General features: G+C 69.6%; 14 protein-coding genes. 6 read left to right on the top strand and 8 right to left on the bottom strand.

All coding sequences use genetic code 11. The features are described from left to right. Nucleotides 1-81: 81 nt before the first annotated feature. From SY26_RS17570 to chrA, 5 genes are all read right to left on the bottom strand, one after another. Nucleotides 82-645 carry a DUF2076 family protein gene (locus SY26_RS17570; protein ID WP_046001594.1) on the bottom strand — a complete coding sequence of 188 codons (564 nt, stop codon included), beginning with the start codon at nucleotides 643-645 and terminating at the stop codon, nucleotides 82-84. A gap of 22 nt (nucleotides 646-667) precedes the next feature. Beyond that, on the bottom strand, nucleotides 668-1384 hold the full coding sequence (locus SY26_RS17565; RefSeq protein WP_045982107.1) for a Bax inhibitor-1/YccA family protein: 717 nt from the start codon (nucleotides 1382-1384) through the stop codon (nucleotides 668-670). 22 nt (nucleotides 1385-1406) lie between these two features. Continuing rightward, nucleotides 1407-2177, bottom strand: coding sequence for an anti-sigma factor (locus tag SY26_RS17560; protein ID WP_046001593.1), 771 nt, complete (start codon nucleotides 2175-2177; stop codon nucleotides 1407-1409). After that, nucleotides 2164-2694 carry a sigma-70 family RNA polymerase sigma factor gene (locus tag SY26_RS17555; protein WP_046001667.1) on the bottom strand — a complete coding sequence of 177 codons (531 nt, stop codon included), beginning with the start codon at nucleotides 2692-2694 and terminating at the stop codon, nucleotides 2164-2166. Before SY26_RS17555 ends, SY26_RS17560 begins: the two co-directional genes overlap by 14 nt. 66 nt (nucleotides 2695-2760) lie before the next feature. Then, nucleotides 2761-4128: a chromate efflux transporter gene (gene chrA / locus SY26_RS17550; protein ID WP_052715350.1), complete on the bottom strand. Its 1368-nt coding sequence runs from the start codon at nucleotides 4126-4128 to the stop codon at nucleotides 2761-2763. Between the two features lie 167 nt (nucleotides 4129-4295). Here chrA and SY26_RS17545 point away from each other — a divergent pair, with 167 nt between their 5' ends. The 6 genes from SY26_RS17545 (at nucleotide 4296) to SY26_RS17520 (ending at nucleotide 11142) form a co-directional block, all read left to right on the top strand. Continuing rightward, nucleotides 4296-5726, top strand: coding sequence for a fused MFS/spermidine synthase (locus SY26_RS17545; RefSeq protein ID WP_046001592.1), 1431 nt, complete (start codon nucleotides 4296-4298; stop codon nucleotides 5724-5726). A gap of 60 nt (nucleotides 5727-5786) precedes the next feature. Continuing rightward, on the top strand, nucleotides 5787-6467 hold the full coding sequence (locus SY26_RS17540; protein ID WP_046001591.1) for a Crp/Fnr family transcriptional regulator: 681 nt from the start codon (nucleotides 5787-5789) through the stop codon (nucleotides 6465-6467). 79 nt (nucleotides 6468-6546) lie between these two features. Beyond that, complete coding sequence (locus SY26_RS17535; protein ID WP_046001665.1) at nucleotides 6547-6759, top strand: DUF2892 domain-containing protein; 213 nt, start codon at nucleotides 6547-6549, stop codon at nucleotides 6757-6759. Nucleotides 6760-6788: 29 nt separating this feature from the next. Continuing rightward, on the top strand, nucleotides 6789-7673 hold the full coding sequence (locus SY26_RS17530; RefSeq protein WP_046001590.1) for an MBL fold metallo-hydrolase: 885 nt from the start codon (nucleotides 6789-6791) through the stop codon (nucleotides 7671-7673). A gap of 33 nt (nucleotides 7674-7706) precedes the next feature. Continuing rightward, nucleotides 7707-9380, top strand: a complete 1674-nt coding sequence (locus tag SY26_RS17525) for a bifunctional protein tyrosine phosphatase family protein/NAD(P)/FAD-dependent oxidoreductase (RefSeq protein ID WP_046001589.1) — start codon at nucleotides 7707-7709, stop codon at nucleotides 9378-9380. Nucleotides 9381-9396: 16 nt separating this feature from the next. Further along, a complete protein-coding gene (locus SY26_RS17520) occupies nucleotides 9397-11142 on the top strand; it encodes a SulP family inorganic anion transporter (protein ID WP_046001588.1) in 1746 nt (581 codons plus the stop codon). On the opposite strand, the gene SY26_RS17515 is transcribed toward SY26_RS17520, so the two are convergent. Genes SY26_RS17515 through SY26_RS17505 form a run of 3 tightly spaced genes read right to left on the bottom strand, consistent with a single transcriptional unit; the run spans nucleotide 11129 to nucleotide 12908 of the window. Then, nucleotides 11129-12040: an MBL fold metallo-hydrolase gene (locus tag SY26_RS17515; protein ID WP_046001587.1), complete on the bottom strand. Its 912-nt coding sequence runs from the start codon at nucleotides 12038-12040 to the stop codon at nucleotides 11129-11131. The two genes, SY26_RS17520 and SY26_RS17515, sit on opposite strands and share 14 nt — an antisense overlap. Further along, a complete protein-coding gene (locus tag SY26_RS17510; protein ID WP_046001586.1) occupies nucleotides 12037-12468 on the bottom strand; it encodes a DUF6691 family protein in 432 nt (143 codons plus the stop codon). The genes SY26_RS17515 and SY26_RS17510 overlap by 4 nt, the downstream gene beginning before the upstream one ends. Next, nucleotides 12468-12908 (bottom strand): YeeE/YedE family protein, encoded by a 441-nt coding sequence (locus SY26_RS17505; RefSeq protein ID WP_046001585.1) that lies wholly within the window; start codon nucleotides 12906-12908, stop codon nucleotides 12468-12470. Before SY26_RS17505 ends, SY26_RS17510 begins: the two co-directional genes overlap by 1 nt. Nucleotides 12909-12932 lie beyond the last annotated feature (24 nt).

Below are 12932 nucleotides of genomic sequence, written 5' to 3'. Positions count from 1 at the left end.
GCGGAACGCCAATGCGGCGAGGGCGCATCGCCATGCCGTCTGCCGAAAGGCGGCGCCCGGGGGTTCCGGGCGCCGTGGTGATCATTCCTCGAAACCGCCGTCGTCAAAGCCCGGGTCGTCGAAGCCGGCGTCCTCCTCCATCGCGGGCTCCTGCTCCATCTCCGAGGCGTCGGCAGGGCCCGCGAACATGCCGCCGATGGCATTGCCCAGCAGCACGCCGCCGGCGACACCCATCGCGGTCTGCGCCGCGCCGGCCATGAAGCCGCCGCCCGACGGGCGACCGCTGCTCCACGGACCCGACCCCTGCGGCTGCTGGCCATAGGCGGGCTGGCCGTAGGGCTGGGGCGCGGGGCGATGGGCCATCGGGCGGGGCTGGGGTTGGCTGCCGCCGAACAGCTTGCCGAACAGCCCGCCCGAGGCCGGCGCGGGCTGCGCCTGCACCTGCTGCATCTGCTGTTCGGCAGTGGCCAGCGCCTGTTCCTGCATGATCACGGTCTGGGCCAGGTAATAGGCGGCACCGGGGTTGCGGGCCATCAGGTCGGCGATCAGGGCCTCGGCCTGGGGGTCGCGATGGGGCTGGGCCTGGGCGGCCTGGCCAAGCTTGCCGAACAGCCCCTCGATGGCGTGGCGGTCATTCTGGTCCATGGATGCGGTCCTTGTCTGGGGCCTATTCCTCGCGCTGGCCGGTCAGGCTCAGCAGCAGCTGGAACAGGTTGATGAAGTTCAGGTACAGTGACAACGCGCCCATGACCGCCAGTTTCTGGTGCGTCTCGGCATCGTGATGTTCGCTGTAGGCCAGCTTGATCGACTGCGTGTCCCAGGCCGTCAGGCCGACGAAGACCAGGATGCCGATGATCGAGATCGCGAACTGCAGCGCGGACGAGCCTAGGAAGATGTTGATGATGCTGGCGATGATGACGCCGATCAGGCCCATGATCAGGAAGCTGCCGAACTTCGACAGGTCGCGCTTGGTCGTGTAGCCATAGAGGCTCATGCCCGCGAACATGGCGGCGGCGCCGAAGAAGGCGCGCGCGATCGACGTGCCCGTGAAGACCAGGAAGATCGAGGCCAACGACAGTCCCATCACCGCGCAGAAGGCCCAGAACAGCGTCTGCGCCGTGGCGGCCGAGACGGTCTCGATCCGGAAGGACAGGAACATCACGAAGGCCAGCGGCGCCAGCATCACCACCCACCGCAGGGGCGAGCTGAAGATCGGCACGTAGATCGCCGGGACCGAGGCCACAGCGACCGCGACCAGCCCGGTCACCAGCAGGCCTAGGCCCATGTAGTTGTAGATGCGCAGCATGTGCGCGCGCAGGCCGTCGTCCAGGACGGCGGCGGGGGCGAAACCGGCGCTGCGGCCGGTCTGGCGGATGGGTTGCATGAAAACCTCCGGTTGGTTGATGTCAGTAGAGCGTGTCCGACAGCGCGACCGATGTCGCGAGCAGCGGGTCGGCATGGTCGTCGCCCGCGACCAGCACATGCGCGATCTCTCCGATCTGGAACCAGGCGATGCCGTGGTCGGGCGTCTGGTGCAGGCGGGGCAGGGTCACGTCGAAGCTGCCGGCGCGGACCGCGAAATGGCTGATCGTGCCCAGGTCGGGCGTGTCGAACAGGATCTCGATCCCCGGACCCTGGGGCGAGGGAAAGACCTGCGCGTCGCGCACCGTCCAGTCGTCGGGAAACCGGGGCAGCACGATGCCGGTGGCGGCGCGCATCTCGACCGGGTCCAGGCGGCTGATGCCGGGCTGCGAGGTCATGTCCAGACGCAGCAGGCTGACCTGATGCGCCGACAGGGCCGCCGTGACCGATGCGGGGGCGGGCGATGCCGCGACGCCTTCGCGCACCGACAGCGGCCCCAGGCCGGCATGGGCCAGCCAGCCCAGCCCCACCAGCAGCGCGGCCGGCACGATGCGCAGGACCCGGCGCAGCTGCGCATCGCGCCGGCGCGCCGTCGCAAGCCGCCGCGCGGCGCCCAGCAGCGGACGCGGCGCGGACGGCGCGGCCAGCGCCCGGCGCAGGTCGCGGCGCAGCGACAGGTCGCGCATCACGCGGGCGGCGGCGTCGGGATGGCGCGACAGATGCGCCTCGACCTGGGCGCGTTGGGCCTGGGTCAGCTGGTCGTCGACATAGGCGTCCAGGTCGGCGGGGCCGATCTGCGGATCATCCTTCAGCATCGCGTCCTCCGATGATCTTGAGGGCCGGTCGGGCGGGGGCCGCGTCCTCGAACGCGCGCAGCCGGGCGCGGGCGCGCGACACCCGCGACATGACCGTGCCGGGCGGGATGCCCAGCAGCTGGCCTGCCTCGGCATAGGACAGCCCTTCGACCGCGATCAGGGCCAGCGCCTCGCGCTGGTCGTCGGGCAGGTCCAGGAAGGCCTGGCGCAGCTGCGACAGGCGCAGGGCGTCGTCCTGGGGCGCGTCCTGGGCCAGGGGGGTCAGCTGGGCGAACTGCGCCTCGCGGCGGGACTGGGCCTGGTCGTGGCGGCGGCGGTCCAGGAACCGGTTGCGCAAAATCGCGCGCAGCCACGGTCCCGGCGCCTTGCCGGGGGCCAGCTGGCGGCGCTGTTCGTGGCCGCGCAGCAGGGCGTCCTGGACCAGGTCGTCGGCCTCGGCCCTGTCGCGGGTCAGCGCGAAGGCATAGCGGCGCAGCGGCGCCAGCAGATCCAGGATGGGGTCGCGTGTCCGGGTCATGATACAGTCATAGACGCAACCGGCCGCGGTTCTCTTCCCGGCTGCGTCGAAAAAATCCGCCGCGCCTCAGACGATCCCCGCCAGGTGCAGCGCCAGCCCGGCCAGGGCACAGCCCGCCAGCACCGGCACCGTCCCCGCGCGCAGGCGGAAGACCGCGATCATCGCGGCCAGGATCAGCACCATCGCCGCCGGGTCCAGCGTGCGCCAGACCGGCAGGTCCAGGTCCAGCCCCATCGCGGCCACCGGGCGCAGCCGGTCGAACAGCACATGCAGCCCGAACCACAGCGCCAGGTTCAGGATCACCCCCACCACCGCCGCGGTCACCGCCGTCAGCGCCGCCGTCAGCGCGTGGTTGTCGCGCAGGCGTTCGATGAAGGGCGCGCCCAGAAAGATCCACAGGAAGCAGGGCAGGAACGTGACCCAGGTGGTCAGCAGCCCCCCCAGGGTCCCGGCCAGCAGCGGCGGCAGGCCGCCCGCCTCGCGCAGCGCGCCCATGAAGCCCACGAACTGGGTCACCATGATCAGCGGCCCCGGCGTGGTCTCTGCCATGCCCAACCCGTCCAGCATCTCTCCGGGTGCCAGCCAGCCATAGGTCTCGACCGCCTGCTGGGCGACATAGGCCAGGACGGCATAGGCGCCGCCGAAGGTCACCACCGCCATCACGCTGAAGAACCCGGCGATCTGTGCAAAGACGTCCTTGGGCCCAAGCGCCAGGAACAGCGCGGCCACCGGCAGCAGCCACAGGCCCAGGAACACCGCCGATATGCGCGCGGCCCACCCGGCGCTGACCCGCGTGTGATCGGGCGTGCCGTCGCCCAGCAGCGTGTCGGCATCCGCGACCGGCGCACCGCCCGCGGCACCGTGCCCGCCGCCGCCCCGGAACGCCGCCAGCCCGGCTTGCGCGCCGAGGAACCCGGCCAGGGCCGCACCCAGGACGATCACCGGAAACGGCACGCCAAAGGCGAAGATCGCGACGAAGGACGCCGCCGCGATGCCGATCATCACGCCGTTTCTCAGCGCGCGCGACCCGATGCGGATCACCGCCTGGACCACGATGGCCAGCACCGCGGCCTTGAGGCCGAAGAACAGACCCTCCAACGCGCCGGTATCGCCCCAGATCGCATAGATCCATGACAGGGCCATGATCGCCACCATGCCCGGCACCACGAACAGAAGCCCGGCGATGATCCCGCCCAGGGTGCGGTGCATCAGCCAGCCGATATAGACGGCCAGTTGCATCGCCTCGGGACCGGGCAGCAGCATGCAGTAGTTCAGCGCGTGCAGGAACCGCCGTTCACCCAGCCACCGGTTCTCCTCGACCAGGATGCGGTGCATCAGGGCGATCTGGCCCGCGGGGCCGCCAAAGCTCAGCAGGCCGATCCGCGCCCAGATGCGCGCAGCCTGGGCCAGGGTCGGATAGGCGCGGTCGGGCATCACGGGTCCTTTGCAAGCCATGTCCCGCGCGGTTAGCCCGCGCCACGGGCGCCGGTCAAGATAACGCGGCCGCATGGCGGCGGCGTGACAGGGGCACCCATTCCCTTGCGCCGCGTTCCGTGGCAGGGCAACCCGGCCCGACACGATGCCCCCGGAAGGAGACCCCGATGCGGTTCTGGACCACGATCACCCTGATCCTCGTGCTGTCGGCCATCGGCCTGACATACGAGATCGCCGCAGGCCGCGTGCTGGCGCCGTTCTTCGGCACCTCGCTGGTGACCTGGACGTCGGTGATCGCCACGATCCTGACCGGGTTCTCGCTTGGCAGCGCGCTTGGCGGGCTGGTGGCCGAACGCGACCCCGCGGTGGCCGTGCGCAGCGTCAGGCTGGCGCTGGTGGCGACGGCGGCGCTGATGGCGGCCTCGCCCGCGGTCCTGGGGCTGATCTATGCCCTGGGTGCGCGCGACACCGGGGGGATGCTTCTGGCGGTGATCCTGGCCTTCTTTCCCGCATCCGTGCTGGTCAGCTTTCCGTCGCCCTTCCTGGCCAAGATGGCCGTCGACGTCCGTCCCGGCCGCGAGGGGTCGTCCCTGGGCATGGTCCTGGCGGCCGGATCGCTTGGGGCGATCGCGGGCGCGGTGCTGGCGGGGTTCGTGACGCTGCCGCTGGTGGGATCGGTGGCGACCTTTGCCGGATGCGGCGCGGGGGCGCTGATCTGCGCCGCGCTGGTGCGGGCGGGCGGCAAGGGGGGCGCGGGCGGCCTGTCGCGGCCCGATGCCGTGATTGCGGTCGCGGCAGGCGCGGTGGCGGTCGCGGCGATCACCGCCAGCGGGCCGCTTTGCCGTTACGAATCGGGGATGTCCTGCATCGACGTACAGCGTCATGGCGGCGCGGTGCGCCTTTATTCGGACCGCACCCAGCAGGCCGCCGAACGCGTCGCGGCCGATGGGGGCGACCGCCTGACGCTGGCCTATACGGACTGGATCTGGTCGCGGATGGACCGCGACCTGGGCGCGGCGCCGTCGGTTCTGTTCATCGGCGGGGGCGGCTATTCGCTGCCCGCGATGCTGCTGGAATCGCGCGCCGATGCCCGCGCCGTCGCGGTCGAGATCGATCCCCTGATCACCCGCGTGGTCCGCGACAGCCTGCCTTGGGCCGGCGCGATGATCGACCGCGAGGAGGGCGCGCGTCTTGGCATCGTCCATGCCGATGGCCGGGTGTTTCTGAACCGGACCGAACAGCGGTTCGACGCGGTGGTGATGGATGCGTTCTCGTCGGGGTCGGTTCCTGCGCACCTGGCCACGCGGGAAACCTATGCCCGTCTGCGCGACATCGTCGACGGCCCGGTCTACGTGAACCTGATCGACGCACCCGACGGCCCGCTGGCGCGGGGCATCCACGCGATCCTGAGCGAGCTTTATCCCCATGTCCAGGCAGTCCAGGGTCCGGTCAGCGACCGTGGGTTGGCCAACATCATGCTGGCGGCAGCGGACGCGCCGCTTGGCCCTGTGGACGCCTATCCGGCGGAATACGGTCCGGTCCGGCTGGCGGCAGGACGCGCCTTCACCGATGATCGTGGCTGGATCGGCCACCGTTAGGACCACCCTGTCATCGCCGCGCCGTCCGACCTATGGTCGGGGAATGCGAAGGGGGGCACCATGGCACAAGACTGGATTTCGCAGTTTCCCGGACTGGCCAGATTGGGACCGGACCTGCGCGCGACGCTGTTGACGCAGAGCCTGATCCTGACGGTTCCGGCCGGCACCGTCGTCTTTGGCCCCGGAAAGCCGCCCGAGCATCTGCTGCTGCTGCTGGACGGCCGGGTCAGGGTTCAGCAGACGTCGGAAGAGGGCCGCGAGATCGTCCTCTATCGCGTAGCGGCCGGGGAAAGCTGCGTGATGACCACGGCCTGCCTGCTGGCGCACGAGGACTACTCTGCCGAGGGGATCGCAGAGACCGACGTCCGCGCGGCGGCGATCCCGCGGGCGCTGTTCGACGATCTGGCATCGCGGTCGGTCGAATTCCGGACCTTCATCTTCACCGCCTATGCGCGGCGCATGTCCGACCTGTTCATGGTGATCGAGGAGATCGCCTTTCAACGACTGGATATCCGGCTGGCGCAGAAGCTGATCGAACTGGCCCGTGACACGGGGCAGATCAGGGCCACCCATCAGCAACTGGCGGCGGAACTGGGCACCGCGCGCGAGGTGATCTCTCGGCAGCTGGGCGAGTTTCAGCGGCGCGGCTGGATCGGGCAGGCGCGAGGGGTGGTCGACCTGCTGGACGCGGCCGCGATCGGACGGCTGGCGGCGCAGGACGGCGATGGGTCGCGCCCCTGATGGGGACTTGGTGATCTTGTCACCGACCGGCGTGGCGAAATCCTGTATCACGGTCGAAAGCCAACAAGGGGATCCCGACATGACACGCAACATCGGACCCGCCGACCGAACCCTTCGCCTGGTGCTGGGGGCGGCCCTGATCCTTGTGGCCCTGGCCAGCGGTTGGCCCGCCTTTCAAGGCGGTCTTCCGCGCGCCATGGCGGTCATCGCGGGCGTCGTGCTGATGATCACCGCCGCTGTCAGGGTCTGCCCGCTTTACACGCTGCTGGGGATGCGGACCTGCCGCCGTTGATACCGCCCGTTTCCGACTTGAGGACCATCATGACCGACTATCCGATCGACATGTCCGTCGCGCCCGTCGTGACCCCGTTCTTTGATCCGGCCACCCATACCATCAGCTATGTCGTGCGCGATCCGGGCTCCACCGCCTGTGCGGTGGTCGATTCGGTGATGGACATCGACTATGCCGCGGGGCGGATCACCCATGATCATGCCGATGCGATCATCGCGCATATCCGCGAGCATGGCCTGACCCTGGAGTGGATCATCGAAACCCATGTCCATGCCGACCACCTGTCCGCCGCGCCCTATATCCAGGCGGCCCTGGGCGGGCGGATCGGGATCGGCGACGGGATCATGGTCGTGCAGGACACCTTCGGCAAGATCTTCAACGAGGGTACGGAATTCCAGCGCGACGGCAGCCAGTTCGACGCGCTGTTCAAGGATGGCGACGTCTATCATGTGGGCACGATGCCGGTCGTGGCCCTGCATACGCCCGGCCACACGCCGGCCTGCATGACGCATGTGATGGGCGATGCGGCATTCGTGGGCGACACGCTGTTCATGCCCGATGGCGGATCCGCGCGGGCCGATTTTCCGGGCGGCGATGCGGGCGTCCTTTATGACAGCATCCAGAAGGTGCTGTCGCTGCCCGACGCGACCCGGCTGTTCATGTGCCACGATTACGGCCCCAACGGCCGCGAGATCCGGTGGGAGACCACCGTGGCCGAGGAACGCGCCCACAACATCCATGTCGGTGGCGGCAAGACGCGCGCGGAATTCGTGGCCTTTCGCACCGCACGCGACGCCACGCTGGCGGTGCCGCAGCTGATCATTCCCTCGCTGCAGGTCAACATGCGCGCAGGCGTCATGCCCACCGACAAGGATGGGCGTCCCATGCTCAAGGTGCCGGTCAACGGCCTCTGACCCCGCCATCTCCAGACGTTCAGGGAGGAACAGATGGACCCCAGGACCCTTTCGCCGCAATTCGCGGTGTCGCCCCAGATCACCCCGCAGGACATTCCTGCGCTGAAGGCCCACGGCTATCGCGCGATCATCGCCAACCGTCCGGACGGCGAAGGCGCCGATCAGCCGACCTTTGCCGAGATCGAGGCCGCGGCCCATGCTGCCGGAATGCAGGCACGCTACATTCCGATCAGCGGGGGCATGGTCGGCGACGACGACGTCGAGGCCTTTCGATCCGCCCTGCGCGCCATGCCGGGGCCGGTGCTGGCCTATTGCCGGTCGGGGACGCGGTCGGCCACGCTGTGGTCGCTGGCGCAGGCCGACGACATGCCGCTGCCGCAGATCCTGGCGGCCACCAGCACCGCCGGATACGACCTGTCCGGCGTGGTCCGACGCATCGCCAACGGCGGACGCACACCCGTGGCGCGGCCCGATGCGACCCATGACGTGGTGATCGTGGGGGCGGGGGCGGCAGGGATTTCGATCGCGGCCAGCCTGCTGTCCCGAAAGCCGGGGTTGGACATCGCCATCATCGACCCGGCCGACGTGCATTACTATCAGCCCGGGTGGACCCTGGTGGGCGCGGGTGTGTTCACGGCCGACCAGACGGCGAAGGATCTGGCCTCGCTGATCCCGTCCGGCGTCACGCTGATCAAGGGCGCGGTCGCCGCGTTCGAGCCCGCGTCGAACGCCGTCATCCTGGAAGGGTGCCGGGTCGTGGGCTATGAAAGGCTGGTCGTCTGTCCGGGGTTGAAGCTGGACTGGGCGCGCATCCCCGGTCTGGTCGAGACGCTTGGCCAGAACGGGGTCACGTCCAACTACCGCTATGATCTGGCGCCCTATACGTGGAAACTGGTCCAGGCGATGAAGCGGGGCCGCGCGATCTTCACGCAGCCGCCGATGCCGATCAAATGCGCCGGCGCGCCGCAGAAGGCGATGTACCTGTCAGGCGACGCCTGGCATCGGGCCGGGGTGCTCAAGGATATCGACATCCAGTTCATGAATGCGGGGGGCGTGCTGTTCGGGGTCAAGGACTATGTCCCCGCGCTGATGAACTATGTGCGAAAATACGACGCGACGCTGAACTTCTTTCACAACCTGGTCCGGATCGACGGCCCGGCGCGCACCGCGTGGTTCGACGTCGCGGCACCCGACACGCCTGTCCGCCGGGTCGAGGTCGCATTCGACATGATCCATGTCACGCCCCCTCAGACCGCGCCGGATTTCATTCGCGTGTCGCCGCTGGCGGATGCGGCGGGGTGGGTGGACGTCGACCAGGCCACGCTGCGTCACAAAACGCATGACAACATCTGGTCGCTTGGCGACGTGATGAATGCGCCGAACGCCAAGACGGCGGCCGCGGCGCGGATCCAGGCACCGGTGGTGGCGGAAAACATCGCGGCCGATATCGACGGTCGTCCGGCCTGCGCGCAATACAACGGCTACGGCTCCTGCCCGCTGACGGTCGAGCGCGGCAAGATCGTGTTGGCCGAGTTCGGCTATGGCGGCAAGCTGCTGCCGAGCTTTCCCAAGGCCCTGATCGACGGCACGCGCCCAAGCCGCGCTGCATGGCTGCTCAAGGAACGCATCCTTCCGCCGGTCTACTGGCGCGGCATGCTGCGCGGCCATGAATGGATGGCCAAACCCAACAAAACCTCCGCCCCCTAAGAACGGACCCTTGCCGGTGAAGCCCTTCCGCGCCTATTTCCCGATCCTGTCCTGGGCCCGCAGCTATGACCGGCGGACCCTGTCGGACGACCTGCTGGCCGCCGTGATCGTGACGATCATGCTGATCCCGCAATCGCTGGCCTATGCGCTGCTGGCGGGGCTGCCGCCCGAGGCGGGGCTCTATGCCTCGATCGCGCCGATCATCCTCTATGCGGTGTTCGGAACCAGCCGTGCGCTGGCGGTGGGGCCGGTGGCGGTGGTGTCGCTGATGACGGCGGCGGCGATCGGCACCGTCGCCGAGCAGGGCTCGATGGGCTATGCGGCGGCGGCGCTGACGCTGGCCGGACTGTCGGGGGCGATCCTGGTGGTGATGGGCGTGCTGAAGCTGGGCTTTCTGGCGAACTTCCTGTCGCATCCGGTGATCGCGGGCTTCATCACCGCGTCGGGCATCCTGATCGCCACCAGCCAGCTGGGCCACGTCCTGGGCATCGGCGCGGGTGGCCACACCCTGCCGCAGATGATCGCGTCGCTGGTCCGGGGCCTGCCCCAGGTCAACCCGGTCACCGCCTGCATCGGCGTGGCGGCGACGGCGTTCCTGTTCTGGGTCCGCCGCGGGCTGCGGCCGCTGCTGCGCCGCATGGGCCTGGGCGCCCGCGCCGCCGACATCGCGACCAAGGCCGGGCCGGTGCTGGCCGTGGTGGTCAGCACGCTGGCGGTCCGGTGGCTGGGCCTGGACCAGATGGGCGTGCGCATCGTGGGCACGGTGCCGCAGGGCCTGCCGCCCCTGACGCTGCCGCCGCTGTCGGCCGATCTGATCGGCATGCTGCTGGTTCCCGCGGCGCTGATCTCGGTCATCGGGTTCGTGGAATCGGTATCGGTCGCGCAGACCCTGGCCGCCAAGCGACGCCAGCGCATTGACCCCGACCAGGAGCTGATCGGCCTGGGGGCGGCGAACCTGGGCGCGGCCTTCACGGGCGGCATGCCGGTCACGGGCGGGTTCGCGCGGTCCGTCGTGAACTTCGACGCGGGCGCGGCGACCGCGGCGGCGGGGGCCTTCACCGCGGTGGGCCTGGCGGTCGCCGCCGTCGCGCTGACGCCGCTGATCTATCACCTGCCCATCGCGACGCTGGCCGCGACGATCATCGTGGCGGTGCTGTCGCTGGTCGATCTTGCGATCCTGCGCCGGGCCTGGGCCTATTCCCGCGCCGACTTCATCGCGGTGGCGGCGACGATCGTGGTGACGCTTGGCGTGGGGGTCGAGGCGGGCGTGTCTGCGGGCGTCATCCTGTCCATCGTGCTGCACCTGTACAAATCCTCGCGCCCGCACGTGGCCGAGGTCGGGCTGGTCCCCGGCACCCAGCATTTCCGAAACATCCTGCGCCACGACGTGCTGACCGATCCGGCCCTGGTCACCCTGCGCATCGACGAAAGCCTGTATTTCGCCAATGCCCGCTTTCTGGAGGATTACGTCGCCGACCGCGTGACCCCCGATTGCGAGGTCAAGCACGTGGTGCTGATGTGTTCGGCCATCAGCGACATCGACCTGAGCGCGCTGGAAAGCCTGGAGGCCATCGCCCACCGCCTGGCGACGATGGGCGTCACGCTGCACCTGTCCGAGGTCAAGGGCCCGGTGATGGACCGCCTGAAGACCTGCGATTTCCTTCAGCAGCTGACGGGTCGGGTCTTCCTGTCGCAATACGACGCCTGGACCGCGCTGCACACAGGGGCCGAACCGGCCCGCCGGGTGATCAGAACCGGTTGACCGGAACCTTGAGGTAATGGTGGCCGTCATCCTCTGCCGGGGGCAGGCGGCCGCCGCGCAGGTTGATCTGCAGCGCCGCCATGATCCGGTCGGGCAGGGGCAGCGTCGCGTCGCGGGCGTCGCGCAGGGCGATCCACTCCTCGCGCCGGGTGCCGTCGCGGACGTGGCGGTTCTCGGCCCGGTGGCGGGCCACGGTCGCCTCCCATTGCGGCGCGTCGCGGTCCTTGGTGCCATAGTCGTGGCCCACGAATAGGCGCGTGTCGCCCGGCAGGGACAGGATCTCCTGGATCGACGCCCACAGCTGGCCGCTGTCGCCGCCCGGGAAATCCGCGCGCGAGGTGCCGGCATCGGGCTGCATCAGCGTGTCATGGGTAAAGGCCGCATCACCGCAGACATAGGTGACCGAGCCGAGCGTGTGCCCCGGCGACAGCATCACCCGGATGGACAGATCGCCCAGGGCGATCGTCTCTCCGGGTGCCAGCAGGCGGTCAAAGTCGCGGGCCGCATCAAAGGCCTGGGGCAGGTTGTACAGCCCCGCCCAGATGCGGGCGATGTCGCCGACCCGGTCGCCGATGGCGGTGGGCGCCCCCGTCCGCCGCCCCAGCTGCGCCGAGGCCATGACGTGGTCGGCATGCGGATGCGTGTCCAGCACCCAGGCCACCGTCAGCCCCTGTTCGGCCACCAGCGCCAGCACCTGGTCCATGCTGCCGGTCGAAAAGCGGTAATGCTTGGGGTCCAGGTTCCAGACCACGTCGATCAGCGCGGCCTGTTTCGTGGCCGGGTCGGCGCAGACATACTGGATCGACCCGGTATCGGGTTCGTAGATGCCCCAGACATCCGGGCTGTTCGCGCCGGTGGACGGGGAATGGCGGACGACGCGGTCTTTCAGCAGGCTCATGCGGGTGCCCTCAGGACGGGTGCGGATTTCAGGCGGGCGCCGATCCAGAGCCCCAGTATCATCGCCGGAACGAAGGCCAGGGTGCCCGGCGCCAGCAGCGGCAGGGCGGTCAGGGCGGGGCCGGGGCAGAACCCGCCGATTCCCCAGCCCGCGCCGAACAGCGCCGCGCCGGTCAGCAGCGGGCGGTCGATCCGGCGGTTGGTCGGCACGTCGAAGGTCGGGTTCAGGACCGGCGCCGCGCGCCGCCAGACCAGCCGATAGCCGATGAAGGCGGTCACGGTCGCGCCGCCCATCACGAACGCTAGGCTGGGGTCCCACGCCCCGGCCAAGTCCAGAAAGTTCTGCACCTTGGCCGGGTCGGCCATGCCCGACACGATCAGCCCCAAGCCAAAGACCAGCCCGGCCAGGAATCCCCACAACGCGCGCATCACAGCCCCCCGATCACATGGCGCAGCACGAACACGGTGACGAACCCCGCCGCCATGAAGGTCGCGACCGCCGCCAGAGAGCGTCCCGACAGCCGTGCCAGCCCGCAGACCCCGTGCCCCGAGGTGCAGCCCGACCCAAGCGCGGTCCCCGTCCCGACCAGCAGCCCCGCGGCGATCATCAGCCCCAGGTTCGCGGGCACCGTCTGCACGACCGTCCCGCCCAGGGCCAGGATCGCCAGCGGCGCGGCCATCAGCCCCAGCACGAAGGCGATCCGCCAGTCGCGGTCGCGCGCGGCACCGGGCAGTGCCAGCGCGCCTTGGGTGATGCCCGCGATGCCGGCGATCTTTCCGAACAGGCCCATCACCATCACGGCGCTGATCCCGATCAGGATGCCGCCGCCAAGCGAGGCCCAGGGGGTGAAGGTCGTTTCGGTCAGCATGTCGGCCTGTCCTGTCAGCGGGGA

The organism is Paracoccus sp. 228 (assembly GCF_000967825.1).
In the GTDB taxonomy this organism is placed as follows: Bacteria; Pseudomonadota; Alphaproteobacteria; order Rhodobacterales; family Rhodobacteraceae; genus Paracoccus; species Paracoccus marcusii.
Note: the sequence above shows the minus strand (reverse complement) of the source record. Positions and strands in the feature narration are given on the sequence as shown.

What these genes read in the sequence shown, in the direction of transcription:
- SY26_RS17565 (WP_045982107.1), bottom strand. Translation starts at nt 1,384, where the DNA reads ATGCAACCCATCCGCCAGACCGGCCGCAGCGCCGGTTTCGCCCCCGCC.
- SY26_RS17540 (WP_046001591.1), top strand. Translation starts at nt 5,787, where the DNA reads ATGGCACAAGACTGGATTTCGCAGTTTCCCGGACTGGCCAGATTGGGA.
- SY26_RS17555 (WP_046001667.1), bottom strand. Translation starts at nt 2,694, where the DNA reads ATGACCCGGACACGCGACCCCATCCTGGATCTGCTGGCGCCGCTGCGC.
- SY26_RS17530 (WP_046001590.1), top strand. Translation starts at nt 6,789, where the DNA reads ATGACCGACTATCCGATCGACATGTCCGTCGCGCCCGTCGTGACCCCG.
- SY26_RS17560 (WP_046001593.1), bottom strand. Translation starts at nt 2,177, where the DNA reads ATGCTGAAGGATGATCCGCAGATCGGCCCCGCCGACCTGGACGCCTAT.
- SY26_RS17535 (WP_046001665.1), top strand. Translation starts at nt 6,547, where the DNA reads ATGACACGCAACATCGGACCCGCCGACCGAACCCTTCGCCTGGTGCTG.
- SY26_RS17525 (WP_046001589.1), top strand. Translation starts at nt 7,707, where the DNA reads ATGGACCCCAGGACCCTTTCGCCGCAATTCGCGGTGTCGCCCCAGATC.
- chrA (WP_052715350.1), bottom strand. Translation starts at nt 4,128, where the DNA reads ATGCCCGACCGCGCCTATCCGACCCTGGCCCAGGCTGCGCGCATCTGG.
- SY26_RS17510 (WP_046001586.1), bottom strand. Translation starts at nt 12,468, where the DNA reads ATGCGCGCGTTGTGGGGATTCCTGGCCGGGCTGGTCTTTGGCTTGGGG.
- SY26_RS17505 (WP_046001585.1), bottom strand. Translation starts at nt 12,908, where the DNA reads ATGCTGACCGAAACGACCTTCACCCCCTGGGCCTCGCTTGGCGGCGGC.
- SY26_RS17570 (WP_046001594.1), bottom strand. Translation starts at nt 645, where the DNA reads ATGGACCAGAATGACCGCCACGCCATCGAGGGGCTGTTCGGCAAGCTT.
- SY26_RS17515 (WP_046001587.1), bottom strand. Translation starts at nt 12,040, where the DNA reads ATGAGCCTGCTGAAAGACCGCGTCGTCCGCCATTCCCCGTCCACCGGC.
- SY26_RS17545 (WP_046001592.1), top strand. Translation starts at nt 4,296, where the DNA reads ATGCGGTTCTGGACCACGATCACCCTGATCCTCGTGCTGTCGGCCATC.